The organism is Streptomyces sp. NBC_00654 (assembly GCF_026341775.1).
Lineage (GTDB): Bacteria > Actinomycetota > Actinomycetes > Streptomycetales > Streptomycetaceae > Streptomyces.
In genome coordinates this window covers 1,499,808-1,524,187 of the sequence record NZ_JAPEOB010000002.1, presented here as the reverse complement: position 1 = coordinate 1,524,187, position 24,380 = coordinate 1,499,808, and the positions used below count along the sequence as shown (strand labels likewise).

The window sequence follows — 24,380 nt, the reverse complement described above, 5'->3', positions numbered from 1 at the left end:
CACCGCCCGGCCGCCCGCCCACGTACCTCCCGGCCCGCCCTGCCGGTCACATCGGGGGCATCAGGACCGTGTCGACGATGTAGACCGTCGCGTTGGCCGTCGGAACAGCGCCGCAGACGACCTTCGAGGAGTCGTTCACGGTGTACGTCACACCGGAGCCGGATGCCGTCAGCGTGCTCTTCGCCAAGGTGTCGAAGGTCCCCTTCTCCAGCTGCTTGGGCGTCAGCTTCTGCCCCACCACGTGGTAGGTGAGCACCTTGGTCAGCGCCGCCTTGTCCGCCAGCAGCTTGTCCAGGTCCGCCTTCGGGATCTTGGCGAAGGCATCGTCGGTCGGCGCGAACACCGTGATGTTCCGCGCGTTGTTCAGGGTGTCGGCCAGGCCCGCCTGTCCGACGGCGGTGACCAGGGTGGCGAGGTCCGGGTTGTTCGAGGCGGCCGTGGCGACCGGGTCCTTCGCCATGCCCGCGAACGAGCCCGCGCCGTCCTTCGGCACCGAGGCGCATCCCGGGCCGAACGGCTCGCTCTTGTTCAGGGAGTCCCCGTCCGGCGTGACAGGAGTCGACGCGGCGCCCGGCCGGGACCCGCCGGCGGAGGCGGAGTCCTTGGAGTCGTCGGAGGAACAGGCCGTCAGGGCCAGCGGCAGAACGGCGGCGGCGGACACGGCGAGGGCGGCGCGGCGGAAGTGGAGGGCGTTCATGGTGTTCTCCTGGATCAGAATGCGAGTGATCGCTCGGGGACCGGTATCGGTCATGTGCGGTGGGTGACGGGGGATCAGGGCACGTCGACCACCACCGAATGCCAGCCGGTCGCTCCGTCGGGGACGGTGCCGGCCCGTTCGCCGGTCTGGGTGACGCCGGTACGGTCCGTCGCGCGGACCTCAAGGGTGTGGTGGCCGGAGGTGGCCGGCCATTCCCACACCCATTGGCGCCAGGTGTCCAGGCTGTCCTGTGCACCGAGGCGGGCGGTGTGCCAGTCGCCGCCGTCCACCCGGACCTCCACCCGGGCGATGCCCCGGTGCTGGGCCCAGGCGACCCCGGCGACGGGCACCGTGCCCGGCCCGGGGGAGGCGAACGGGCGCGGGGTGTCGATGCGTGACTGGGTCTTGACGGGCGCCCGGCGCGACCAGCTGCGCTTGACCCAGTAGGCGTCGTAGTCGTCGAACGTCGTCAGTTCGATGTCCTGGATCCACTTGCAGGCGGACACATAGCCGTACAGGCCGGGGACGAGCATCCGGACGGGGAAGCCGTGCGCGAAGGGCAGCGGTTCGCCGTTCATGCCGAGCGCGAGGAGCGCGTCGCGCCCGTCCATGACGTCCTCGACCGGCGTACCGATCGTCATGCCGTCCACCGACCGCGCCACGATCTGGTCGGCGGGTCCGCCCCGCGAGGGCGGCCTCACCCCGGCCTCGCGCAGCAGGTCGGCCAGCCGCACACCGATCCAGCGGGCATTGCCGATGTACGGTCCACCGACCTCGTTGGACACGCAGGCCAGCGTGATGTCGCGCTCGACGATCTCCCGCTCCAGCAGATCGTGGAAACCGACGGTGAGGGGACGGCTCACGCCCCTGCCGTGGATCCGCAGCCGCCATCCGCCGGCGTCGATCTGTGGGACCACCAGGGCGGTGTCCACCCGGTAGAAGCTCTTGTTCGAGGTGATGAACGAGCTCACGCCCCGGATTCCCAGGTCCGCGCCGCGCGGCACTGCGGGCGCCGCCGAGTCCGGCACCGGGAGGACCACCGCACGGCGTGAGGCGGCGGCCCCGGCCTGCACGGACGCGGTGAGCCGACGTCCCACCAGGCCCGCACCGGCCGAGGCCGCCGCCGCGGCGGTCGCCGCGATCACGAACCCGCGACGGTCGAAGGTGCCCCGCGCCCCGTTGTCCGGCTCCCCTGCCGCGGGGGCTCGCCCCGGTACCGGGGCGAGCCGACCGACCAGGAGATACAGCACCCCCGCGGCCACCGCGGCACCCACCACCGAAGGCAGCGCGTCACCGGGCCCGCCCTCCGGCCGTCCGGCCGCCGCCACCGCCCCGACCGCGCCGAAGACCAGAACCGCCGCCGAGCCGGTCCGCCGGTGCTGCAGCGCGAGCACCCCCACCGCCAGGGCGAAGAGCGCCAGCAGCGTGAGGATGCCCAGTTGGAGCACCAGTTTGTCGGCGGTGCCGAAGTTCCGTACGGCGAAGTCCTTCAGCGCCGGGGGAGTGCGGTCGATGACCGCCCCGCCCACCGCCGTGACCGGACCGGCCTCGGGACGTACGGCGGCAGCGACCAGTTCGGCGACGCCCAGGGCGCAGAACCCGGCGATCAGACCGCTGAGCGCGGCGAGCGCGGCGCGCGTCCAGCGGGACCTCCGGGATCCGGTGGAGCCGCGCGGCGGCGGATCGTTCTGATGTGGTCTCACACCATGCATTCGGCACGGAACCGGCTGCGGATTGGTCATTCACCCGTTCGGGGGGCGGCCGAAGAGCCGCCGGTCCGCGCGGTCCCCGGCGAAGCGTCGAGGGCACATCCGTGCGGGGCGGCGCCCGGGAGGCCGGACCGATCACGGTGCACAGCCTCCCGGCACGACACGGCCCGACCTGACACCACACGGCCCGGCACGGCTGAGCCCGGCACGGCTGAGCCCGGCCCGGCTCAGTCCGGCCCGGCTCAGCCCGGCCCGGCGGATCACCCTCAGCGCGTCAGGTGGGGAACGCCAGCACGGCCAGGGGAGCCGACGTCGGCTGCTCGGACCCGCCGGCCGGTTCGGCGGTGATGCCCATGCCGGACGCCCGGCCGACCGGCCCGTCCAGCAGGACCGCCCCGTCGGTGGCGGAGGGGTCCATCAGTCCGGCGGACCGCATGGTGCCGTTGTCGTCGAACCACAGCTGGTACACCTTGCCGTCGGGCGGCGGGGCCATCCCGGAAGCCAGGAACACCGCGTGATCCCGGCTCGCCGAGACGACGACTGTGCCCCGGGCGCCCCCGGCCAGCTCGCCCGATCGGCTTCTCGCGTCCGGTGCGGAAAGCACCTGGGCCAGCAGCTCGCCCTGCCGCCGCGAGAGGTCGGCCTCCTGCCGGGCATCCTGTGCCAGCCGGCCCTGCCACACGGCGATGCCGCCGAAGGCGGCGGCGGCCGCGGCACAGGCGGCCAGCGCGAACGTCAGCCGGCGGCGGGAGCGGACACCGGCATCGGCGCGGCCGGTGGAGGACGGGCCGCCGTGGCCGTGGGCGGGCGGCTCCTGCCGTACGGCCGTGATCTCCCGCAGCACGCGGGCGCGCAGTTCGCCCGGCGGTGTCCGTGCCGCCGCGAGGCCGAGCCGGGCGGCGGTCGCCGACAGCTCCTGTACCTCCTGGGCGCAGGCCGCGCAGTCGTGCAGATGCCGCTCGAACTCACGGCGCTCGGACTCCGGCAGCGCGTGCAGGGCATAGGCCCCGGTCAGTGTGTGCAGGTCGGCGGCGCTCACACGCTCACCCCCAGGCAGTCGCGCAGCCGGATCAGCCCGTCCCGCAGCCGTGTCTTGATGGTTCCCAGAGGTACGCGCAGGAGTTCCGCGACCTCACGGTAGGTCAGGCCCCGGTAGTAGGCCAGGTTCACCGACTGGCGCTGGAGTTCGGAGAGGTTGCGCAGACAGCGCCGGACCTGTTCCCTCTCCAGCCGTGTCTCGACCTGCTCGGTGACCTCGTCGAAGGCGGGCGTACGGTCCAGCAGCGCGGCCCGGTGTTCCCTGGCCGCCGAGGCCTCCGCCGAGCGGACCCGGTCCACCGCCCGCCGGTGGGCGAGGGTCAGCACCCAGTTCATCGCGCTGCCCCGGGACGCCCGGAAGCGGGGCGCGGTCCGCCACACTTCGACCAGCACCTCCTGCGCCACCTCCTCGGACTGGGCGGGATCGCGGAGCACGCTGCGCACCAGCCCGAGGACCGGTCCGCAGACCGCGTCGTACACCTCGGCGAAGGCGTCCTGGTCGCCCGTGGCGACCAGGACCAGAAGCTCCTGGAGATCGGGCCCCGGCACGGGTGCTCCGCTGATGTGTACGGCTTCCTTCACGCGGGTTTCCTCCTGGGACGCTCATCGGTTCCGGGAGTGATTCGGAGCCGGTGGCGGCGTGGATTGGCCGGTGCGCGTGAAAGTCCGGCGCAGGCGGTCATCGAGCGCGCGTGATCCTGCCACGCCGCGGGCGCACCGCCGTCAGCGCACCGCGGTCTCGCCCGCCCGGCCGGGGATCCCGTCATCGGACGGGGCGTCCGTCGCCTCGGCCCCCTTCGCCTGCCGTACCGCGCGGATGGCCAGGAAGATCAGCAGCCCGAACGGCGAGAGCAGGATCGTCAGCACCAGCAGGGGGCCCATCACCAACGGGGACACCGCCAGTTTCCGTGCCTGGAGGAACATCCACTGACCCAGCAGCAGATCCCACGCGATGACCTGCGCCCAGAGCGCTCCCGCACCGTTCCCGAGCGCCGCCAGATCGCGGAAGGCGTCGATGTCGGGGTTGCTCACCGCCGTCCAGAGTTCGGGGAAGACGGGCAGGGCCAGCACGAGATAGACCGCCAGCACCGGCAGGACGGTGAGGGGCGAGGAGACGATCCGGGTGGTGGTGGCCCAGCGGGGCGCGAAGATCATGAGCAGCCAGAACGGGGCCGTCAGATAGAACGTGATCTCGAAAAGTGCACCGGTCATGCCACGAGCTCCTTGTCGTAGGAATCGGTGTTCCGCCGCGCGGGTGTCTGCCGCAGCGCCGCCCAGGCGCCGAGTGCGGCGGCGGCGAGGATCATGCCCGCGACGGCCAGGGTCGACCCGTCCGGGTGAATCAGCGGCTGGCCGCGCAGGGCCTGCCAGGTGATCAGGGCCACGACCGCCGCGTACGCGCCGGAGGCGACGAGCACGAGGCGGAAGCGGACGCGCGGGTCGCGCAGCCTCGCGACACGAGGCGCGAGCGCGAGCAGCAGGAGCAGGAACAGGGGTATGAGCTGGAGCGCGTGCATGCCGACGAAGTGGGGTATTCGCAGGTCGCCGCCGGTCGTCGACCAGCCGGTGATCGGCATGGAGGGGCCGCCGTCCGGTACGCCCACGGCGTGCGCGCCCACCACGTCGGCGGTGTCCAGATCGCCGGCCGCCCGCTGCTGTGCGCTCGGCTGGGACATCAGGAAACCGATCCCCGCGCCCACCAGGGCGAGCACCACGCCGGAGCGGATCGCCCAGGCCGAGGCCCGGTCGGCGATCCGGGCGCGCAGCAGCAGCAGGGCGATCACCAGGGTCGCGGTCCAGAGGGTGATGACGGTGTACGCCATCACGTCGTAGAGCCGGGTGTCGAACGGCGTCTCGTGATTGAAGTGGCTGCGCTTGCCCCGGATGACCTGCCCGGTGATGATCGCCATCTCGCCGAGGCTGGCCAGGACGACCACATTGCCGGCCCACCGGCCTGTTCGCCGGCCGTGGGTGAGGAGCGTCAGCATCCATGCCAGGGCCAGGCAGTAGGGCACGAACGAGACGGCGAACTTGAACGGCTTGGCCCAGATCGGCGCACCCGCCAGCATCCGGTCGTCGACCACCAGACCCACCGCGGAGACGACCGCCATCACGGCCATCGCGGCGGAGAACAGGACCAACGGCCGGTGCCATAAACGCCACGTCGACATGGAGAACCCCCTGGAGCGAGATGATTATGGATAGCGGGACTCCCCACTATCCGATAGAGGGACTATCTATGATGGGCGAGGGATTTGGCAAGTCATGAAAGGGCGGACACGCGGTGCGCATCGGTGAGTTGAGTCGTAGGTCCGGGGTTCCGGTGCCGACGATCAAGTACTACGTACGCGAGGGGCTGCTGCCCGCCGGGCAGCTGACCAGCCCGAACCAGGCGAGCTACGACGCCGGGCACGAGCGCAGGCTGCGGCTGATCCGCGCGCTGCTGGATGTCGGCGGGCTCTCGCTCTCCGCCATCGGGGATGTGCTGGAGGCCGTCGACGACCCCGAGCAGCCGGTGCACAAGGTGCTGGGTGCCGCGGCGGAGGGCGTCACGCCGACGGACGAGGAGGAGACGGGCCCCGAGCTGGAGGAGGCCCGTGAGGAGGTGGCCGAGCTGCTGGAGCGGCGGGGCTGGCACGTCGAGGAGGAGAGCACGGCCGGTGAGTCGCTGGCCGGGGTGCTGGTCGCGTTGCGGCGGGCCGGGCACGGAGGATTCACCGAACTGCTCGATGTGTACGCGGATGCCGCCGAGCCGGTCGCCCGCGCCGACCTCGACTATGTGGCGCGGCGGGTGGCGCGCGAGGACCTGGTGGAGAGCGTGGTCGTGGGAACGGTGCTCGGAGAGGCGATGTTCGGGGCGCTGCGGCGGCTCGCGCATGTCGATGCCTCCGCCCGTCTCTACGAGGAGCCGGGTACGGGCGACGAGGGGGTAGCGGACGCAGGGGAGCCGGGCGGCGAGGGCGTTGCGGACGCAGGGGAAGGGGCACCGGGCGGCGCTGAAGACGCGTCGGGTGGCGGTTCGGCGGCGTCAGGGGCCCCGGAGCCCGGCGCGCGCGTCTGACGTGCGGAGACCCCGGTCGCCATGGCAACCGGGGTCCCTGCCGGGCGCGAACGCGCGAAGGCGGGAAGGCGCGCGAACGCGAAGGCGCGCGAACGCGAAAGTGCGTGGGCGTGCGCAGGCGCGAAAGTCTGTGAAGCTGCGCGGGTGCGGCCTGTGCGTGCCTACGGGGGCGACGGCACGCGCTACGCGGCGCCCTCCTGCTCGCGCTCCACCTGCTCGTTCCACTCGCGCTTGACGGCGCGCCAGGCATCGTCGTTCTTCCCGAGCCGCCAGTAGCCGGAGATCGACAACTGCTGGAGGGGAATCTGCCGGTCGAGCCGCAGATAGCTGCGGATCTCCTTCACGAAGCCCGCCTCGCCGTGCACGAACGCCTGCACCTCACCCGCCGGGAAGTCCAGCCCCTTCACGGCGGCGGTCAGGGCCTCGCCGACCGGACGGTCACCGCGGTGCAGCCAGGTCACCGCCACCCCGTCGGCCGTCACGATCTTCTGCTCCTCCGAGGCGTCCGGCACCTCGATGAACGCGTGCACCGGCGCACCCGCGGGCATCTGCTCAAGCGCCGCGGCGATCGCGGGCAGCGCGCTCTCGTCGCCGGCCAGCAGATGCCAGTCGGCCGAGGCCTGCGGTCCGTAGCCGCCGCCGGGGCCCAGGAACGTCACCTGCTCGCCCGGCCGGACCCGCGCCGCCCACGGTCCGGCGAGACCCTCGTCGCCATGCACCACGAAGTCGATGGCCAGCTCGCGGGAGGCCGGGTCCCAGGAACGCACCGTGTAGGTGCGGGTGGTGGGCCACAGCTCACGGGGGTGCGACTCGCGGATCGCGGCCATGTCGAAGGGGTGTGCGTAATCGGCGCCCTCGGGTGCGAAGCACAGCTTGACGTAGTGATCGGTGAAGCCGGAGAGCTCGAAGCCGGCCAGCCCGTCACCGCCGAGGACCACCCGCACCATGTGCGGGGTGATCTGCTCGGTGCGCACGACCTGCGCGCCCTGAGCCTTGGGTGCCTGCCGGGCCGGCCGCTCTGCCACGAGGTTCTCCCTGATCTGGACGTTCGGGGACCCGGGAACGGGACCCCTCTAGGTTAGGTAAACCTAACCTAGCATCTCAGGCCCGAAGAGTGGAGAGCAGTCTCCGCACGGCGCCGCCCAGGCCCCACTGCTCCGCCAGCGCTTCGAGGGCGGCCGGATCGCGCGGCTCGTGGGGCAGCGCCGGGTCGAAGGCGGGCAGTGGGACGTCACCCGCGACGCGGACGACCTTCGGCGCGACGGCGACATAGTCCCGTGCCTCGTCCAGCCGCTTGCGCTGCGAGGGTGTCAGCCCGGCGGCCGGATCGTCCACGGCGGCCATGATTCCGGCCAGATCACCGAAGGCGTCCAGCAGCTTGGCCGCCGTCTTCTCGCCGATGCCGGGGACGCCGGGCAGGCCGTCGCTCGGGTCGCCGCGCAGCAGGGCCAGATCGACATAACCGGCACCGTCCACGCCGTACTTCTCGCGCAGCCATGCCTCGTCCGTCACCTGGAGCATTCCGACCCCCTTGAGCGGGTACAGCACGCGCACCCGCCGGGCGTCGTCGACCAGCTGATAGAGATCGCGGTCGCCCGTGACGATGTCGACGGGGCCGGACGCCAGGCCGGTGAGTGTGCCGATCACATCGTCCGCCTCGTACGGCGTGACGCCCACCCGGGCGATCCCGAGCGCGTCCAGCACGTCCTCGATGATCGGGACCTGGGGGGACAGGGTGTCGGGCGTGTCCTCCTCGTCGGCGAGTCCCTCGGCCGTCTCCACCGCCACCCGGTGCGCCTTGTACGTGGGGATCAGCTCGACGCGCCAGTGCGGGCGCCAGTCGTTGTCCCAGCAGGCGACCAGGTCGTCCGGTCGGTGGTCCTGCACCAGGCGGGTGATGAAGTCGAGCAGTCCGCGCACGGCGTTGACCGGGGTGCCGTCCGGCGCGCGCACCGAATCGGGGACGCCGAAATAGGCGCGGTAGTAGAGGGAGGCGGTGTCGAGGAGCATCAGGCGTCGCGTCACACCCCGATGATGCCCCACACCACTGACACCGGCCCGGAAGTGAGCTGAATCACACTTGTGTTTGGTGTGCGTAAGTGCGGGCAGGCGCGCCACCGGAGCGGACCACGTCGCATTTTCAACCAATGCGCGTGCAGTGCGGACCGAATCCGCACCGCTCCACGGTCTGCCGGAGGGGGTGGCAGACCGTTTTTCGGTTCAACGCGTGAGGTGTATGTGTCAAGGCTGCAAGCCGACCACTTGTACAAAGTGTTCGGCAGACGACCCGATCAAGCCGTGCGGAAACTCGAGAGCGGCACCGGCCGCGACGAGCTGCGCGCCGACGGAACGACCGCAGCGGTGATCGACGCCTCGTTCACCGTGGAACCGGGCCAGATCTTCGTCGTGATGGGTCTCTCGGGGTCCGGTAAGTCCACGTTGCTGCGGATGCTCAACGGACTGCTCGACGCCACTGCCGGACGTGTGCTGTTCGACGGCCAGGACCTGACCGCCCTGAGCCCCCGTGAACTGCGCCATGTCCGGTCCTCCAAGATCAGCATGGTGTTCCAGCACTTCGCGCTCTTCCCCCACAGGAGCGTGCTGGAGAACGCCGCGTACGGTCTCGAAGTGCAGGGTGTGCCGCGCGCCGAGCGTGAGCAGCGCGCCGCCCAGGCGCTGGAACTGACCGGCCTGGCCGGCTGGGAGAAGTCCTGGCCCGACGAACTTTCCGGCGGTATGCAGCAGCGCGTGGGCCTGGCCCGCGCCCTGGCCACCGACGCCGATCTGCTGCTGATGGACGAGTCCTTCAGCGCCCTGGATCCGCTGATCCGCCGTGACATGCAGGACCAGCTGCTCGAACTCCAGAAGCGGCTGAAGAAGACGATCGTGTTCATCACCCACGACCTCAACGAGGCCATGCGCCTCGGTGACCGGATCGCCGTGATGCGCGACGGCAGGATCGTCCAGCAGGGCACCGCCGAGGACATCCTCGTCCGTCCGGCCAACGACTATGTCGCGTCGTTCATCCAGGACGTCGACCGCTCCCGGGTGCTCACCGCCGGTTCGATCATGGAGCAGCCCGAGAAGGGCCGCTCCGACCAGGACGTGCTGGCCGAGGCGCCCGCGACCGTGACCGCCGGGACGCCGATCGCCGAGCTGTTCACGCCCTGTTCCACCAGTGGGGTCGCCGTGGCCGTCACCGATGCCGGGGGCGAGGTGATCGGTGTCGTGCCGCGCGGCCGTCTGCTCGCCGCGCTCGGTGAGGAGCCGCGTGTCGACGACGTATCGCCGGCCCGGTCCTCCGACGCCGAGAAGGTGAGCGCCGGTGCCTAGGTTCACCTTCGGCGAGTGGGTCGAGGACGCGGTCGACTGGCTCCAGTCGAACCTCACCTGGATCTTCGACGCCATCAAGGCCGTGCTCGGCGGAATGTACGACGGGGTCAACGCCGTCCTCGGCGGCGGTGAGCCGCTGCTGATGGCCGCGATCTTCGCCGTCATCGCGTTCTGGCTGCGCGGCGTGATTCCGGCCGTACTCACCTTCGCGGGCTTCGCCCTGATCGACTCCCTCGCCCTGTGGAACGAGGCGATGGCCACGCTGTCGCTGGTGGTCGTGGCTGCCGTCATCACCATCGTGATCGCGGTACCGACGGGCATCTGGGCCGCGCGGAACAACAAGGTCAGTGCCGCGCTCCGGCCGGTCCTCGACGTCATGCAGACGATGCCCGCCTTCGTCTACCTGATCCCCGGCGTCATGTTCTTCGGCGTCGGTGTCACCCCCGGGGTCATCGCCACCATCGTGTTCGCGATGCCCCCCGGTGTCCGGATGACCGAGCTCGGCATCCGTCAGGTGGACAGCGAACTGGTCGAGGCCGCCGAGGCGTTCGGCACGACGCCCCGCGACACCCTGACCCGGGTGCAGCTGCCGCTCGCCCTGCCGACGATCATGGCCGGTATCAACCAGGTGATCATGCTGGCGCTGTCGATGGTGGTCATCGGCGGTATGGCGGGCGCGGGCGGTCTCGGCGAGAAGGTGTACGCCGCGATCACCCAGCTCCAGGTCGGCCTCGCCGCCGAGAGCGGCATCGCCGTCGTCATCCTCGCCATGTACCTGGACCGGATGACCGGCGCGCTCAACGAGCGGGTCTCCCCGCTCGGCCGCCGGGCCGCCGCCAGGATCGCCTCCGGCGCGCGTGGCCTGAAGATCACCCACTACAAGCCGGGCACCGCCGTCGCGATGGTCGGTGTGGTCGTCCTCGCGCTGATCGCGGGCGGGCTCAACATCGCCGGCTCGGACGACGGTGGGAAGAACGTCGCCGGGGACAGCGCGAACGTCGGCAAGGGCCAGAAGATCAACCTGGGCTACATCCCGTGGGACGAGGGCATCGCCTCCACGTTCCTCTGGAAGGAGCTCCTGGAGCAGCGCGGCTATACGACCGACATCAAGCAGCTGGACGCCGGTCCGCTCTACTCCGGTGTCGCACGCGGCGACATCGACTTCCAGACGGACTCCTGGCTGCCCACCACGCACAAGGACTACTGGGACAAGTACAGCTCCCAGATCGACGATCTCGGCGCGTGGTACGGGCCGACCTCGCTGGAGCTGACGGTTCCCTCGTACGTGAAGGGCATCGACTCGCTCGACGACCTCAAGGGTCAGGGCAAGAAGTTCAACGGCAAGATCATCGGCATCGAGGCCAGTGCCGGGATGATGGGCACGCTCAATGAGAAGGTGCTCAAGGAGTACGGCCTGGAGGGTGAGTACAAGGTCGTCTCCTCCAGCACGTCCTCGATGCTGGCCGAGCTGAACGCCTCGATCAAGAAGAAGGAGCCGGTCGTGGTGACCCTGTGGTCGCCGCACTGGGCCTACGGCAAGCACGACCTGAAGAAGCTCAAGGACCCCAAGGGTGCCTGGGGCAAGGGCGAGAACGTGCACACCGTCGCCCACAAGGGGTTCGCCGAGAAGGCGCCGGCGGTCTCCGAGTGGCTGAAGGACTTCAAGCTCACCGAGGAGCAGCTCACCGGCCTGGAGAACGAGATCCAGACCGCCGGTGAGGGCAAGGAGCAGGAGGGCGTACGCGCCTGGCTGAAGAAGTCCCCGGGCCTCGTCGACCAGCTTGCCCCGCTGCCCGGGGGCGCCGGTGGCGGTCAGCAGGGCGAGGACGCGGGCAAGACGGTCAACATGGGCTACTTCCCCTGGGACGAGGCCATCGCGAGCACCTACCTGTGGCAGAACCTGCTGGAGGACCGCGGCTACCGCACGACCGTCAAGCAGCTCGACCCCGGTCCGCTCTACACGGGTCTCGCGCAGGGGCAGATGGACGTCCAGTTCGACTCCTGGCTGCCGACGACGCACAAGGCGTACTGGGACAAGTACAAGGACAACCTCACCGATCTCGGTTCCTGGTACGGGCCGACCTCGCTGGAGCTGACGGTTCCCTCGTACGTGAAGGGCATCGACTCGCTCGACGACCTCAAGGGTCAGGGCAAGAAGTTCAACGGCAAGATCATCGGCATCGAGTCGAGTGCCGGGATGATGGGCACGCTCAATGAGAAGGTGCTCAAGGAGTACGGCCTGGAGGGTGAGTACAAGGTCGTCTCCTCCAGCACGTCCTCGATGCTGGCCGAGCTGAACCGCTCGATCAAGAAGAAGGAGCCGGTCGTGGTGACCCTGTGGTCGCCGCACTGGGCCTATGGCAAGCACGACCTGAAGAAGCTCAAGGACCCCAAGGGTGCCTGGGGCAAGGGCGAGGAGATCCACACGGTCGCGAAGAAGGACTTCGCGAAGGACTTCCCCGAGGTCACCCGCTGGCTGAAGGACTTCAAGCTCACCGAGGCGCAGCTGGCCTCGCTGGAAGTGGAGATCCAGAACGGGGGCGGTGGCAAGGAGAAGGAATCCGCCCGCCGCTGGATGGACGCCAACCCCGAGGTGGCCGCCGCGCTGACGCCTGTCGGCAGCTGATTCCGGCACCCGGCGGAGAAGGGGACGGCCCCGGTGGAGCACCGGGGCCGTCCCCTTCTCCATGGCCGAAGAACGCCCCTGGCGGGTTTCCCGCCTCTTCTCCCGTGCTCCATCTCCCGAACGATGTGCGTAGTGTGCTCGCAACCGGGAGGATGGCCAGGCGGGAGGGAGCCCGGACATGGACGAGAAGGAAGCACTGCGGGTCGGTGCCGCGGTCCGCCGACGGCGCAGAACCCTGGGGCTCACGCTGGCCTCGGTCGCCGCGCGCAGCGGGCTGTCCGTGCCGTTCCTGAGCCAGATCGAGAACGAGCGCGCCCGCCCCAGCGCCAGGTCGCTGGACCGGGTCGCCGAGGCGCTGGAGACCACGACCGCACGGCTGCGGGCCGCCGCCGACTCGGCGCGCTCGGTGGACGTGGTGCGCGCGGGCGAGGGGGACGGGGTACGGCGCGTGGTGCGCGGCCGCCACCAGCTCAGCGCGCTGGAGTTCACCGGTGAGCAGGACCTGGGGCGCGAGTTCCAGCACCGCAACGACGAGGTGATGTACGTCGTCGAGGGCGCCGCCGAGGTGGAGGCCGAGGGGCAGGCGTACCGGCTGGAGCGCGGCGACACGCTGTTCCTGTCCGGCGGTGTCCGGCACCGCTGGCGCGCCACCGTCCCGGAGACCCGGCTGCTGATCGTCTCGGTGGCCGAGAACATCGACGCCACGTACGATTCCCGCCGCTGACCGCCGCTGACCGCCGCTGACCGCCGCTGACCGCGGCTGACCGCCGCTGACCGCTGCGGGACAGTCCCCGGGCCGCCGCAGGACAGTCCCCGGGCCGCCCCGGACCGGCGGGTGTCACCGGGCCCGCCCCCGTACGTCCGTCCGAGAAAGGCCCGCCCGTGCGCGTCGTCTCCCTGGTCCCCTCGCTCACCGAGGCCGTCGCCGCCACCGCACCCGGGCTGCTGGCCGGGGTCACCGACTGGTGCACCCACCCGCCGGGCCTGGCCGCCGCCCGCATCGGCGGCACGAAGAACCCCGACGTGGCGGCGGTGGCCGCGCTGCGCCCGGACCTGGTCATCGCCAACGAGGAGGAGAACCGCGCCCCCGACCTCGCCGCGCTGCGGGAGGCCGGGCTCGATGTCATGGTCACCGTGATCCGCACCCTCGACGAGGCCTTCGCCGAGCTGGAACGGGTGCTGGTCACCGGCTGCGGCCTCGGCCGGCCCCGCTGGCTGGACGAGGCGGAGGCCGCCTGGGCGGCGGTCCCCGCCCCGGGAGCCCCGCGCCCGGCGGTCGTGCCCGTCTGGCGCAGACCCTGGATGGTGCTCGGCCGTGACACGTTCGCCGGTGATCTGCTGGCCCGCCTGGGGGTGCGCAACGTCTACGCGGACCACGCCGAGCGCTACCCCCGTATCCCGCTCGCCGAACTGAACGCGTCCGGCGCCGAACTGGTCGTGCTGCCCGACGAGCCGTACCGCTTCACCGCCGACGACGGGCCCGAGGCCTTCCCCGCGCTGCCCGCCGCACTCGTCGACGGGCGCCACCTCACGTGGTACGGGCCGTCACTGGCCGAGGCGCCCGCGGTGCTGCGAGCAGCGCTCCGCTGACCAGCCCGCGCAGCGTCCGCGCCCCGGCCACCGCCCAGGCGGTCACCAGGAACACATACAGCGCGACGGCCAGCCAGGTGAAGGCGTCGAGCCCGGTGTGCCGGGCCAGCCCGGCGGCCCCGGTCACACACGTACCGACGGGGAAGGTGAATCCCCACCACGTCATCGCGAACGTCATCCCGGCCCGCAGCGCCCGCACCACCATCGCGAGGGCGAGCGCCAGCCACAGCAGCGCGAACCCCATCACCGGCACCCCGTAGAGCACGGCGAACGCACCGAAGGCCGAGGCGTACGGGGCACCGACCGCCCCCGGCGCCACATCGGCCAGCTGGTTGACCGCGGTGGTCGACTGGCCCAGCGGGCCCAGAACCAGGAACAGCGTCGGCGTCAGCGCGAGCGGCAGCGGCCCCTGGTGCACCAGCCGCGCGAAGACGGTCGGGAGCACCACCAGCGTGGCCAGCAGGGACAGCCCGAACATCGCGTAGCAGGCCATCAGCAGCGTCCCGCGCCACTGGCCCGCGGGCAGTTCGGGCACCAGCAGCGCGCCGAGCGAGGCGGAGACCATCGGCGCCACCAGCGGCAGCAGCCAGACGGGCGAGGCGCTGCCGGGCTCCAGCCGGTGGCGTACGACCATCAGATACGGGACGGCGACCGCGGCGGCGAGACCGATCAGCGTGCCCGCGACGTACAGCACCGAGTGCACCACGAGCGCGGCCTGCTCACCGATGACGTCCTTGCCGACCACCATGGTGCCCCCGCCGACCGCGAGCAGAGCCATGGACAGGCACCCGTAGAACGGGGCGACGGCCGGGTCCAGGAGATGGGCGCGGGCCTGGTCGCGGTGGTGGATCCAGTGCCCGGTACGGGCCACCAGGACGGCGGCGAGCCACAGCGCGGACAGCGCCCACACGACGGTGCACACGGTCCGCAGGCCCGGCACATCCACGGGGAGCGCGACACCCGCGCTCGCGACGATCGCGGTCCCCATCACGGAGGCGTACCAATTGGGGCCGATGTGCCGCAGGGACGGCAGCCGGAGGGCGGCCGGGCGGGAGGCGTCGGACGGGGAGGACGACGGCGTCCGGGGCTGGGGCTCTGCCTGGGTCTGCGGAAAGATGGCCATGCCACGATTCTTGGCCGGACCGCCGCTCCCCACCAGGGAGTCCGTCCCTATGAGGTCATAAGCTGGCTTTATGCCCAGCGATGAACACGTACCCCTGTCCCACCGGGTTCCCGACCTCGGGGCGCTGGAGCTGCTGCTCGCCGTGGCCCGGCACGGCAGCCTCGGACGGGCCGCCCGGGACGTCGGTGTCACCCAGCCCGCCGCCTCCAGCCGCATCCGGTCGATGGAGCGGCAGCTCGGCGTCGCCCTCCTGGACCGCTCCCCGCGCGGCTCCCGGCTGACCGACGCGGGCGCCCTGGTCACCGACTGGGCGCGCCGGGTCGTCGAGGCCGCGGAGGCGTTCGACGCGGGGGCCCAGGCACTGCGTGACCGCCGGGACTCGCGGCTGCGGGTCGCGGCGAGCATGACGATCGCGGAGTACCTGCTGCCGGGCTGGCTCATCGCGCTGCGCGCCCAGCGGCCGGACACCGCCGTGTCCCTCGTCGCGGGGAATTCGGCGGCGGTCGCCCGGCGGCTGGTGACCGGTGAGGCCGATCTGGGGTTCGTGGAGGGGCTGTCGATACCGGAGGGCCTGGACGGTACGGTCATCGCGCACGACCGCCTGGTGGTCGTGGTCGCCCCCTCCCACCCCTGGGCCCACCGCCGGACGCCGTTGCTGCCGGTGGAACTGGCCGCGACCCCGCTGATCCTGCGGGAACACGGCTCCGGCACCCGGCAGGTCCTGGACGCCGCGCTCGCCCCGCACGGCGGGCTCGCGCAGCCGTTGCTGGAGCTCTCCTCCACGACCGCGGTGAAGGGCGCGGCGGAGAGCGGCGCGGGTCCCTGTGTGCTCAGCGAACTGGCGCTGGGCGAGGAGCTGTCGGCCCGCCGCCTGGTGAAGGTCCCGGTCGCGGGCGTACGCCTCCGCCGCCAGCTGCGCGCCGTATGGCCCTCCGGTCACCGGCCCACCGGACCGGCCCGGGACCTGCTGTCCCTCACCCGGCCGGACTCCGACGCCCCGGGCGTCTGAACGGGGCGGGGAGGCCGCCGGGCGGACCGGTCTCCCCAGGCCCCCCGGCGGACCGGTCCCCCCAGGCTCCCGGGCGCACGGCATCCGCCCCGCTGCCCGGGGGCGTCAGGCCCGGCCGGGTGCCGACACCAGGGCGGTCCGGCCGGCGCGCCGCCGGTCCGGCCCCGCCGCCGAGGCGGCCGCCACTAGCGCCCGCATCACTCGCGAGTCCTCGCCCATCTCCGGGTGCCACTGCACGCCCAGTACCCATTGCGGACCGGGGAGTTCGACCGCCTCGACGGTGCCGTCCACCGCGTGGGCGGAGGCCACCAGCGCCGGGGCCAGCCGTTCGACGGCCTGGTGGTGGTAGGTCGGTACGGCGCACTCCCCGGCGACCACCGAGGCGTAGCGGGTACCGGGCACGGGCGTCACCACATGCTCGCCGAGGATCCCGGTCGTGCCGGGCGGACCGGCGTGCCCGTCGATGTGCTGGACCAGGGTGCCGCCCAGGGCCACGTTCAGCAGCTGCATGCCCCGGCAGATCCCGAGCACCGGGATCCCGGACTCCAGCGCCGCGTCGAGCAGGGCCTTCTCCCAGGCGTCGCGCTCCCGGGCGGGCGGCCCGGTCCGGGGATCGCGCTCCGCCCCGTACAGCTCGGGCCCGACATCGGCGCCGCCCGCCACCACGAGCGCGTCCAGCCGGGACACGGTGGCCGCGGCCCGCTCGGGGGCGTCCGGCGGAAGCAGTGCGGCCAGCCCGCCCGACCGCTGCACCAGACGCGGGTACGCGGCGGGGAGGACGGCGGCGGGCAGCTCCCAGACGCCCCACCTGGCCGCGGGCTCCAGATAGGTGGTGATGCCGATGAGGGGTTCGGGCATGGTGCGGTCCCTTCGGTAGGCCGCGTGCAGCGGGCCGAAGTCAATGGTGTCACCGCATACCTTAGATTCTCGGTGCGATGCGGCAAGGAGACCGGGAAGATGTTCCGGTCAGGCCAGGAAGCCGCGCAGCAGCGCCGCCGTTCCGGCGCAGTGCTCACGCATCACCGCGCGTGCCGCCTCCTCGTCCCCGTCCAGGACCGCCTCGACGAGAACCGTGTGCTGATGCTGCGAATGCTCCAGGTTGCGCACGAGCAGCGGAATGCAGTCCAGCAGGCCGTTCACCGTGGCCCGGACCGCCGCGTACTGGGCGGTCAGCGACGGCGAACCGGAAAGCCGGGCCAACGTCAGGTGAAACAGGGTGTCGTGCCTGCGGTAGTCGGGCAGAGGTGTCTCGTGTGTCGCCGCCAGTGCCCTGCGCAACCGGTCCGCGCCCTCGCCGGTCAGCCCGTGCGCGGCGCAGAGTCCGGCCGCTCCGGTCTCCAGGACCTCGCGGAAGCGCAGCACGTCCTCCATGTCGACCTCCGCCACCCGGCGCCGCAGTTCGTCCTCGCCGGCCGTGCCGGTGCGCGGTGTCACGAACGTGCCGCCGTAACGGCCGCGCCTGCTCTCCACCAGGCCTTGCTCCTGGAGCACCTTCAGCACCTCGCGCAGCGTGACCCGGCTGATCCCGAGCAGCTCGGCCAGCTCCCGCTCCGCAGGCAGCCGTTCGCCGCCCGCCACCAGGCCGAGCCGCGTCACCTGGAGGATCTGCTCCAGTGCCTCCTCGAAGCCGTTGCCCGCGCGGACGGGGCGCAGCACCGGCTTCAGGCGGGCCGCCGCCGGATGCTCACCGGATTCCTCGGTCACGTTCCGTTTCCCTTTCTTTCAAAGGTCTCATCCCATACCTTAAGGCTTCCGTCCGGCCGAAGGAGGAGTATCCCGTGGCAGTGCGAACACCCCCGCTCGGTATCGAGGAACTGCGTGTTCTCGTCGCGAGCGGTGAGATCGACACCGTCGTCCTCGCCTTCCCCGACATGCAGGGAAGACTGCAGGGCAAGCGGTTCGCCGCCGCCTTCTTCCTCGACGAGGTCATGGAACACGGCACCGAGGGCTGCAACTACCTGCTCGCCGTGGACACCGACATGAACACCGTCGACGGCTACGGAATGTCCTCCTGGGACCGGGGGTACGGCGACTTCGCCATGCACCCCGACCTCGGCACCCTGCGCCGCGTCCCGTGGAACGAGGGCACGGCCATGGTCATCGCCGACCTCGCCCGGGAGGACGGGTCGCCCGTCGTCGCCGCCCCCCGCCAGATCCTCCGCCGCCAGCTGGAGCGGCTCGCCGGACTCGGCCTCACCGCCCACGTCGGCACCGAACTCGAGTTCATCGTCTTCAAGGACACCTACGAGCAGGCCTGGGACCGCAACTACCGCGGTCTGACACCGGTCAACCAGTACAACATCGACTACTCGGTCCTCGGTACCGGCCGTATCGAGCCCCTGCTGCGCCGGATCCGCAACGAGATGGCGGGCGCCGGCCTCACCGTGGAGTCGGCCAAGGGCGAATGCAACCCCGGCCAGCACGAGATCGTCTTCCGCTACGACGAGGCACTGGTCACCTGCGACCAGCACGCGGTCTACAAGACCGGCTCCAAGGAGATCGCCGCGCAGGAAGGGGTCGCGCTCACCTTCATGGCCAAGTTCAACGAGCGCGAGGGCAACTCCTGCCACATCCACCTCTCGCTCCAGGACGCCCGGGGCCGCAACGTCATGGCGGGCGACGACGGGGCCATGTCCCCGCTGATGCGCCACTTCCTCGCCGGACAGCTCGCCGCGCTGCGTGAGTTCACCCTGCTCCACGCCCCGAACATCAACTCCTACAAACGGTTCCAGCCCGGCTCCTTCGCCCCGACCGCGGTCGCCTGGGGCCATGACAACCGCACCTGTTCGCTGCGCGTCGTCGGCCACGGCCGCTCGATGCGCTTCGAGAACCGGCTGCCGGGCGGCGACGTCAACCCGTACCTGGCCGTCGCCGGTCTGATCGCCGCCGGACTCCACGGCGTCGAACAGGAACTGGAACTGCCCGAGGGCTGCGGGGGCAACGCCTACACCTCCGGGTACGAGCGGGTCCCCACCACCCTCCGGGAAGCCGCCGAGCTCTGGGAACGCAGCGAGGTGGCCCGTGCCGCCTTCGGCGACGAGGTCGTCGGGCACTACCGCAACATGGCGCGCGTCGAACTCGAGGCCTTCGACGCCGCGGTGACCGACTGGGAGCTCCGCCGCTCCTTCGAACGCCTGTGAGGAATCCGTGACCACCGACCACCGCACCGCTTCCCCCGACACCCGTCACCACACCCCCGACGCACCCGGCGCCCACGACGTACTGAACCCGGCGACCGGGGAACACCTCGCCACCGTCCCGGCCACCACCCGGGCCGGGGTGGACGCCGCCGTGACCCGGGCCGCCGCCGCCCAGCGCGTCTGGGCCGCCCTGGCCCCGGCCGACCGCGCCCGCCTGCTGCGCCGCTTCGCGGCAGCGGTCGACGCCGAGACCGAGTCCCTGGCCCGGCTGGAGACGGCCGAGGCGGGGCACCCGCTCGGCAACGCCCGCTGGGAGGCGGGCAACGTACGCGACCTGCTCGAATACGCCGCCGGGGGAGTGGAACGCCTCAGCGGCCGGCAGATCCCGGTGGCGGGCGGAATCGACTTCACCCTGCTCGAACCCCTCGGCGTCGTCGGCGTGATCGCCCCGTGGAACTTCCCCATGCCGATCGCCGCCTGGGGCGTCGCACCCGCCCTCGCCGCAGGCAACGCCGTACTCCTCAAGCCCGCCGAGACCACCCCGCTCACGGCCCTGCGGCTGGCGGAGATCGGGCGGGCCGCGGGCCTTCCCGAGGACCTCTTCCAGGTGCTGCCCGGAGCGGGCGCGGTGACCGGCGACGCCCTGGTCGAGCACCCCGGCGTCGCCAAGATCGTCTTCACCGGTTCCACCCGGGTCGGCAAGCGGATCATGGCCAAGTGCGCCGACCGGGTGAAGCGGCTCACCCTCGAACTCGGCGGCAAGAGCCCCAACATCGTCTTCGCCGACGCCGACATCGAGGCCGCCGCGGCCGCCGCCCCCATGTCCTTCCTGGACAACGCGGGCCAGGACTGCTGCGCCCGCACCCGCATCCTCGTCCAGCGCTCCGCGTACGACCGCTTCCTGGAGCTGCTCGCCCCCGCCCTCGCCGCGGTCGTCGTCGGGGACCCGGCCGACGAGAAGACCCAGATGGGACCGCTGATCTCACGGGCCCAGCTGGAACGGGTCCGCGGCTACGTCCCCGGACACGCGCCGGCCCTGCGGGGCAGCGCTCCCGAGGGCCCCGGCTTCTGGTTCCCGCCGACCGTCCTCACCGGCGTCGCCCCGGACGCGCCCGTCGCCACGGAGGAGGTCTTCGGCCCGGTCGCTGTCGTCCTCCCCTTCGAGGACGAGGCCGACGCCGTCCGGCTCGCCAACGCCACCGACTACGGCCTGGCGGGCTCCCTGTGGACCCGTGACGTGGGCCGCGCCCTGCGCGTCGCCCAGGCGGTCCGGGCCGGGAACCTGTCCGTCAACTCCCACTCGGCCGTCCGCTACGGGACCCCCTTCGGCGGCTACAAGCAGTCCGGCCTCGGCCGCGAACTGGGCCCCGACGCCCTGACCGCCTTCACCGAAACCAAGAACGTCTTCCTCAGCACGGAGGCCTGAACCAGCATGAGCAACGACAACGAGAGCATCTGCCGCCGACTGGTCGGCCGCACCGCCGTCATCACCGGAGCGGGCAGCGGTATCGGCCTGGCCACCGCCCGCCGGCTGGCCTCCGAAGGGGCGCATGTCGTCTGCGCCGACATCGACGCGGCCGCGGGCGGGGCCGCCGCCGAGGAGGCCGGCGGCCTCTTCGTCCAGGCCGACGTCACCGACCCCGGGCAGGTCGAGGCGCTCTTCAAGGCCGCGTACGACACCTATGGCTCCGTCGACATCGCCTTCAACAACGCGGGCATCTCCCCGCCCGACGACGACTCCATCCTCACCACCGGCCTGGAGGCCTGGAAGCGCGTCCAGGACGTCAACCTCACCTCCGTCTACCTCTGCTGCAAGGCAGCCCTGCCCTATATGCGCCGCCAGGGCCGCGGCTCGATCATCAACACCGCGTCCTTCGTGGCCAGGATGGGCGCGGCGACCTCCCAGATCTCGTACACCGCCTCCAAGGGCGGCGTGCTCGCGATGTCCCGGGAGCTCGGCGTGCAGTTCGCCCGGGAGGGCATCCGGGTCAACGCCCTGTGCCCGGGGCCGGTCAACACCCCGCTGCTGCGGGAACTGTTCGCCGCCGACCCGGAGCGCGCGGCCCGCAGGCTCGTCCACATCCCGCTCGGCCGCTTCGCCGAGGCGACCGAGATCGCGGCCGCCGTCGCCTTCCTGGCCAGCGACGACTCCTCCTTCGTCAACGCCACCGACTTCCTGGTCGACGGCGGCATCTCCGGGGCCTATGTGACCCCGGTCTGACAGCCCGCGCGGCCTGTCGGACCCGGACCCTAGAGTGGGGGCATGAGTCACGCGACACCGCCCGGCTGGTACCCGGACGCGGGTGCGCCCGGCACCGAGCGCTGGTGGGACGGCACGGCCTGGACCGCGCACACCCGTCCGCTCGCCGCCGCGCAGCCCGGTCCGCAACAGCCGTACGCGGCACAGTCGTTCGGGCCCCCGCCGCTTCCGGCACTGCCGCGGCAGCGGACCGGCGGCAGCGCGCCCCCGGGCGGCGGGGCCCGCACCCGCATCCTGGCGGTCGCCCTGTCCGGGCTGGTGATCGCCGGGGTGGCCGTCACGGCGGCCGTGCTGCTGGGCGGGGACGACAGCGGTACGGGCCCGGCGGTGGTGTCCAGCGGCACCGCACCGCACCCCACCGCGTCGGCCACCGCCTCCGGGGGTACGCCCGCCCCCGGCGACTCGGCGGACGAGGACCCCGGCATGCTCACCGATCAGCTCAACGGGATCACCCTGCCGGTCCCCGAGGGCTGGGAGAAACCGGAGAGCACCGTCGACGACACGACCACCATGCGGACCGTCGGCTCCTACGCCTGCCCCGGAGACTCCGCCGCCCTCTGCTACCACGGCACCGTCACCACCCGCACCCCGAGCCGCACCGACGCGACCACCCCCGAGGCGCTGGCCGAGCAGGACATCACCACGGCCGCGGACAGCGTGTACGAGAAGAACCTCGTCGGCCGGCGCGTCCACGGCGGCATCGTGTCGCACACGGTGCTGAAGTCCGCGTCGGTGAGCGTGGCGGGACGTACCGGCCATCTGGTGCGCTGGCAGGTCACCACCGCCAAGGGCCCCGGGGGCGTGGTGCAGTCGGTGGCCTTCCCCTCGGCGGTGGGCAGCGAGACACCGGTCCTCGTCCGCATGGCGTTCGACGCCGGACAGAAGGACCTGCCGCTCTCGCTCATGGACACGATCACCCGGGGCATCCGCCCGGTCGGCGACAGCGCCACGGGCGGAGGGGTCGGCAGCTCGGTCGCGCCCTGAACGCCGCGTACCGCCGTGCGCGCTGCCGCCACGTACCGCCGTGCGCGCCGCCGCCGCGACCGCCGGTCAGAGGAAGGTGCGGCCCTCGCCCCGGTACGTCGGAACGGTCGCCGTGATCCGGTCGCCCTCGATCAGCCGAAGCTCCTCGAACCGCTCGCACAGCTCACCGGCCTTGGCATGCCGGAACCACACCTTGTCGCCGATCAGCAGATCGTCCGCCGGGGCGCCGAGCAGCGGCGTCTGCACCTCGCCCGCGCCCTCCTGCGGGTCGTAGCGCAGCCCCTCGGGGAGATACGGCACGGGCAGCCGGTCCGCACCGGCCGCGCCGGACGCCGGATAGCCGCCGCCGAGCACCGTCACCACACCCACCCCGGGCCTGCGCACCACGGGCTGCGCGAACAGCGCCGCCGGACGGCCGGTGAACGACGTGTAGTTGTCGAACAGCCGGGGCACGTACAGCCCCGACCCGGCCGCGATCTCCGTCACCGCGGGTTCGGCCGCGGTGTGCTGCACGCTGCCCGTGCCACCGCCGTTCACGAACTCCAGGCCGGGTGCCACCGCCCGGACCGCCCGCACCACCTCGGCCCGGCGGACCGCCAGCTCCCTGCGGGCCGCGGACTGCATCAGCCGGATCGCCCGGGACCGCAGCGGACTCCCCGCGACCGCGTCGCCGACCCCGGCGACATGGCCCTCGTACGCCATCAGGCCCACCAGCCGGAATCCCGGGCGGCGGGCGACCGCGCGGGCCAGCTCCGCCAACTCGACGGGCGAGCGCAGCGGCGAGCGCAGCGCGCCGACCCGGACGCGGCCGCCCAGCAGACGCAGCGAGGTGTCCAGTTCCAGACAGACCCGGATCTCCTCCCGCCCGCCGGACCGCGCCGCGTCGATCAGCTCCAGCTGCGCCCGGTCGTCCACCATCACCGTCACCGCGGCGGCCAGCTTCGGGTCGGCGGCCAGCTCGGCGAACGCGGTGCGGTCGGCGGACGGGTAGGCCAGCAGCACGTCCTCGAAACCGGCCCGCGCCAGCCACAGCGACTCCGCCAGCGTGAACGACATGATCCCGGCGAACCCGGGACGCGCGAGCACCCGCTCCAGCAGGGCCCGGCAGCGCACCGACTTGCTCGCCACCCGGATCGGCTTCCCCCCGGCCCGGCCGACGAGATCGTCGGCGTTGGCGTCGAAGGCCTCCAGATCGACCACCGCGATCGGGGCGTCGAGATGGGCGGTGGCCCGGTCGTACCGGGCCCGGTCAGTGGCGCGGGCAGTCATGGCCGCAGCTTGCCAGACACCCGTACCGCTGGGTAGGGGGACGATCGGGGCAGATCCCCCCGGGCGTGGCGTCCCGTTCCCCTCCGTCGCCTCCCAGCCCGTAGAGTGACGGGCACGCGCGAACCGATCGGGCCTGCCTGTGACGGTGATCCGCGGACGGTACGGGGACGTGAACCAGGGGGCGGGCCGGATGAGTACCGAAGCGCAGCGCGCTCCCGTGCCGCCCCGCCCGGCCACTCCGCCGCCCGCACCGGCGACCGCGCCCGGGGTCCCGGCGCCGACGGCCCCGGTGAAGCCGCGGCCCGGACCGGCCCCCGCACCGGCCCCGCCCGCCGCGGCCCCGCTCACACCCGGGCGACCGGCCCCGGCCCCGCCCGCCCCGGCGGCTCCGCCCGTACCACCCGTACCGCCGCCCCCGCGGACCGCCGCCGGGACCCCGCCCGCCGCCGCGCCGGCCACCCGGGCCCCAACCCCGGCCACCGCCCCGGCCCCTGCTCCCGCCGAGACCACCGCCCGGCTGCGCCCCGTACCGCCCGCGCCC

General features: G+C 72.3%; 22 protein-coding genes. 10 read left to right on the top strand and 12 right to left on the bottom strand.

Translation table 11 applies throughout. The features are described 5' to 3' along the window. Positions 1-46: 46 nt before the first annotated feature. The 6 genes from OHA98_RS26980 to OHA98_RS26955 all read right to left on the bottom strand — a co-directional run bounded on the left by OHA98_RS26980 (position 47) and on the right by OHA98_RS26955 (position 5,615). On the bottom strand, positions 47-697 hold the full coding sequence (locus OHA98_RS26980; RefSeq protein ID WP_266929324.1) for a fasciclin domain-containing protein: 651 nt from the start codon (positions 695-697) through the stop codon (positions 47-49). Between the two features lie 74 nt (positions 698-771). Then, positions 772-2,307 carry a molybdopterin-dependent oxidoreductase gene (locus OHA98_RS26975; protein WP_266930928.1) on the bottom strand — a complete coding sequence of 512 codons (1,536 nt, stop codon included), beginning with the start codon at positions 2,305-2,307 and terminating at the stop codon, positions 772-774. Positions 2,308-2,680: 373 nt separating this feature from the next. After that, positions 2,681-3,445 carry an anti-sigma factor gene (locus OHA98_RS26970; RefSeq protein ID WP_266929323.1) on the bottom strand — a complete coding sequence of 255 codons (765 nt, stop codon included), beginning with the start codon at positions 3,443-3,445 and terminating at the stop codon, positions 2,681-2,683. Continuing rightward, complete coding sequence (locus OHA98_RS26965; RefSeq protein ID WP_266929322.1) at positions 3,442-4,026, bottom strand: sigma-70 family RNA polymerase sigma factor; 585 nt, start codon at positions 4,024-4,026, stop codon at positions 3,442-3,444. The genes OHA98_RS26970 and OHA98_RS26965 overlap by 4 nt, the downstream gene beginning before the upstream one ends. Before the next feature lie 141 nt (positions 4,027-4,167). Next, entirely contained in the window at positions 4,168-4,656 is a 489-nt protein-coding gene (locus OHA98_RS26960) for an ABA4-like family protein (RefSeq protein ID WP_266929321.1), read from the bottom strand. Continuing rightward, complete coding sequence (locus OHA98_RS26955; protein ID WP_266929320.1) at positions 4,653-5,615, bottom strand: hypothetical protein; 963 nt, start codon at positions 5,613-5,615, stop codon at positions 4,653-4,655. The genes OHA98_RS26960 and OHA98_RS26955 overlap by 4 nt, the downstream gene beginning before the upstream one ends. Before the next feature lie 113 nt (positions 5,616-5,728). On the opposite strand from OHA98_RS26955, the gene OHA98_RS26950 reads away from it, so the two are divergent. Then, positions 5,729-6,505 (top strand): MerR family transcriptional regulator, encoded by a 777-nt coding sequence (locus OHA98_RS26950; protein WP_266929319.1) that lies wholly within the window; start codon positions 5,729-5,731, stop codon positions 6,503-6,505. Between the two features lie 182 nt (positions 6,506-6,687). On the opposite strand, the gene OHA98_RS26945 is transcribed toward OHA98_RS26950, so the two are convergent. Continuing rightward, complete coding sequence (locus OHA98_RS26945) at positions 6,688-7,530, bottom strand: siderophore-interacting protein (protein ID WP_266929318.1); 843 nt, start codon at positions 7,528-7,530, stop codon at positions 6,688-6,690. 76 nt (positions 7,531-7,606) lie between these two features. After that, positions 7,607-8,515 (bottom strand): 5'-3' exonuclease, encoded by a 909-nt coding sequence (locus OHA98_RS26940; RefSeq protein WP_323179671.1) that lies wholly within the window; start codon positions 8,513-8,515, stop codon positions 7,607-7,609. A gap of 228 nt (positions 8,516-8,743) precedes the next feature. Between OHA98_RS26940 and OHA98_RS26935 the strand changes: the two genes are divergently transcribed. From OHA98_RS26935 to OHA98_RS26920, 4 genes are all read left to right on the top strand, one after another. After that, positions 8,744-9,838 (top strand): glycine betaine/L-proline ABC transporter ATP-binding protein, encoded by a 1,095-nt coding sequence (locus OHA98_RS26935; protein ID WP_266929316.1) that lies wholly within the window; start codon positions 8,744-8,746, stop codon positions 9,836-9,838. Continuing rightward, positions 9,831-12,464: an ABC transporter permease/substrate binding protein gene (locus tag OHA98_RS26930; RefSeq protein ID WP_266929315.1), complete on the top strand. Its 2,634-nt coding sequence runs from the start codon at positions 9,831-9,833 to the stop codon at positions 12,462-12,464. Before OHA98_RS26935 ends, OHA98_RS26930 begins: the two co-directional genes overlap by 8 nt. Positions 12,465-12,642: 178 nt before the next feature. Next, on the top strand, positions 12,643-13,188 hold the full coding sequence (locus tag OHA98_RS26925) for a helix-turn-helix domain-containing protein (protein WP_266929313.1): 546 nt from the start codon (positions 12,643-12,645) through the stop codon (positions 13,186-13,188). Positions 13,189-13,346: 158 nt separating this feature from the next. Beyond that, positions 13,347-14,054 (top strand): helical backbone metal receptor, encoded by a 708-nt coding sequence (locus OHA98_RS26920; protein WP_266929312.1) that lies wholly within the window; start codon positions 13,347-13,349, stop codon positions 14,052-14,054. Here OHA98_RS26920 and OHA98_RS26915 read toward each other — a convergent pair. Continuing rightward, on the bottom strand, positions 13,993-15,177 hold the full coding sequence (locus OHA98_RS26915; RefSeq protein ID WP_266929311.1) for a TDT family transporter: 1,185 nt from the start codon (positions 15,175-15,177) through the stop codon (positions 13,993-13,995). The two genes, OHA98_RS26920 and OHA98_RS26915, sit on opposite strands and share 62 nt — an antisense overlap. 70 nt (positions 15,178-15,247) lie before the next feature. On the opposite strand from OHA98_RS26915, the gene OHA98_RS26910 reads away from it, so the two are divergent. After that, on the top strand, positions 15,248-16,186 hold the full coding sequence (locus OHA98_RS26910) for a LysR family transcriptional regulator (RefSeq protein WP_266929310.1): 939 nt from the start codon (positions 15,248-15,250) through the stop codon (positions 16,184-16,186). Positions 16,187-16,291: 105 nt separating this feature from the next. On the opposite strand, the gene OHA98_RS26905 is transcribed toward OHA98_RS26910, so the two are convergent. Continuing rightward, positions 16,292-17,044, bottom strand: a complete 753-nt coding sequence (locus OHA98_RS26905; RefSeq protein ID WP_266929309.1) for a gamma-glutamyl-gamma-aminobutyrate hydrolase family protein — start codon at positions 17,042-17,044, stop codon at positions 16,292-16,294. A 108-nt stretch (positions 17,045-17,152) separates the two neighbouring features. After that, positions 17,153-17,890 carry a FadR/GntR family transcriptional regulator gene (locus OHA98_RS26900; protein ID WP_266929308.1) on the bottom strand — a complete coding sequence of 246 codons (738 nt, stop codon included), beginning with the start codon at positions 17,888-17,890 and terminating at the stop codon, positions 17,153-17,155. A 74-nt stretch (positions 17,891-17,964) separates the two neighbouring features. On the opposite strand from OHA98_RS26900, the gene OHA98_RS26895 reads away from it, so the two are divergent. From OHA98_RS26895 to OHA98_RS26880, 4 genes are all read left to right on the top strand, one after another. Further along, positions 17,965-19,326: a glutamine synthetase family protein gene (locus OHA98_RS26895; protein ID WP_266929307.1), complete on the top strand. Its 1,362-nt coding sequence runs from the start codon at positions 17,965-17,967 to the stop codon at positions 19,324-19,326. A gap of 82 nt (positions 19,327-19,408) precedes the next feature. Next, positions 19,409-20,752, top strand: a complete 1,344-nt coding sequence (locus tag OHA98_RS26890) for an aldehyde dehydrogenase (protein WP_266930927.1) — start codon at positions 19,409-19,411, stop codon at positions 20,750-20,752. A 6-nt stretch (positions 20,753-20,758) separates the two neighbouring features. Further along, positions 20,759-21,547 (top strand): 3-oxoacyl-ACP reductase, encoded by a 789-nt coding sequence (locus tag OHA98_RS26885; RefSeq protein WP_266929305.1) that lies wholly within the window; start codon positions 20,759-20,761, stop codon positions 21,545-21,547. A gap of 42 nt (positions 21,548-21,589) precedes the next feature. Beyond that, positions 21,590-22,570: a DUF2510 domain-containing protein gene (locus OHA98_RS26880; RefSeq protein ID WP_266929304.1), complete on the top strand. Its 981-nt coding sequence runs from the start codon at positions 21,590-21,592 to the stop codon at positions 22,568-22,570. Positions 22,571-22,636: 66 nt separating this feature from the next. Here OHA98_RS26880 and OHA98_RS26875 read toward each other — a convergent pair whose 3' ends face one another. Continuing rightward, complete coding sequence (locus OHA98_RS26875; protein ID WP_266929303.1) at positions 22,637-23,839, bottom strand: amino acid deaminase/aldolase; 1,203 nt, start codon at positions 23,837-23,839, stop codon at positions 22,637-22,639. Between the last annotated feature and the right edge of the window lie 541 nt (positions 23,840-24,380).